The 1,246-nt window shown below is 69.8% G+C and carries 1 protein-coding gene; it reads right to left on the bottom strand.

The window, feature by feature from the left end:
* Window positions 1-9 precede the first annotated feature (9 nt).
* Window positions 10-1,246 (bottom strand): phosphoesterase (locus AB0B39_RS32930; protein ID WP_357576222.1); only part of this gene is annotated, 1,237 nt, incomplete at its 5' end.

The following is a 1,246-nucleotide window of genomic DNA, read 5'->3' as shown; positions in this document are numbered from 1 at the left end:
GGCGACGGGTCAGCGCACGTGCACGAACACCGGGTTCGAGTAGAACCACAGGTCGTCCCACGGGCTCTCCAGCCCGTCGGCGAGCGGCTCGGCCTCGTCGGTGCTGGTGCCGCGCACCCGCGCGTAGGTGTCGGCCTCGACGTTGCGCAGGGTGTGCCGGATGACGTAGTCCGCACCCTGGCGACGCCAGTCGCGCGGGCCGAACCGGGCCACCACCTTCGTGGTGGGGTTGGTGTCGGCGTCAAGGTTGGCGCTCGGCCCGGTGATCTGGCCGACGATCAGGTCGACCCGACGGACCTCGGGACGGTCCCCGTTGCCGTTCACACCGTCCAGCGGGCGGAACGTGATCTCGATCTCGACATCGGTACGGCTGCGGCGGCTGACCGTGATGGTCTGGCCGACCTCCGCCGTCTGTCCCTGGGACCTGGCGGTCACGTCGAGGCTGCGGATCAGGTCACCCGTGGTCACCCAGATCCGGCCGTTGCGCAGGCCGTCCATGATGTCGCCGTAGTCCTGGCGGGCGTGCACGTAGGTCTTGCTGTACTCGCCCGGCCAGAAGTCCGAGCCGCCGCGCGTCCAGTGCACGTGCGAGTCCGACGTCGCGGTGATCCACCAGCGCCGGCCCTCACCGAGCAGCGAGTCCCAGAGCCCGCCGACCCGCGCGGTCATCTGGTCGAAGCCACCGTAGGTGGGGTGGTTGCCGTACCCGCCCCGCGCCCCGCCGTTGAGCGGGCCGGCCTGGTGACCGGGTGCGCCCTCGAAGCCGATGTAGACGTCGGGCGCGGCGTTGTTGCCGTTGCGGAACTCCCGCGGGGTGTCCTGACCGTAGACACCGAGGCCCGGCGCCGAACGGGACGCGTGGTGGGCGATCACCAGCGGCTTGTGCGGCATGCCCCGGGCGACCTTGAGGAACTCCACCATCTTGGCCTCGGTGTCGCGGGCCGGGTCGGTGGGGAACGCGTCGTACTTGGCGAACCGGCTCTCCAGCTCGAAGAGCTGCTTCGCCTCGTCGTCGTGGCGCGGGATCATCAGCGTGTGGTGGTCCAGCGAGGGCGCGTCGAACTCCATGCCCCAGAACTGGAGCACCTCGGGGACCAGCTTGCGCGAGCGCAACAGGTCGGGGTACGCCTGCTCGATGTTCACCTTGGAGTGCGTCGGTCCACCGTGGTCGGTGCACATCGCCCAGGTCAGGCCGAAGTTCTTGGCCATGATCGCGTTGGTGACGATCGGGTAGACCGCGTCCGCG

Source organism: Micromonospora sp. NPDC049114 (assembly GCF_040648635.1).
Classification (GTDB): Bacteria; Actinomycetota; Actinomycetes; order Mycobacteriales; family Micromonosporaceae; genus Micromonospora.
The sequence above is the reverse complement of the archived record's forward strand: the minus strand, read 5'-3'. Positions and strand labels throughout refer to the sequence as shown.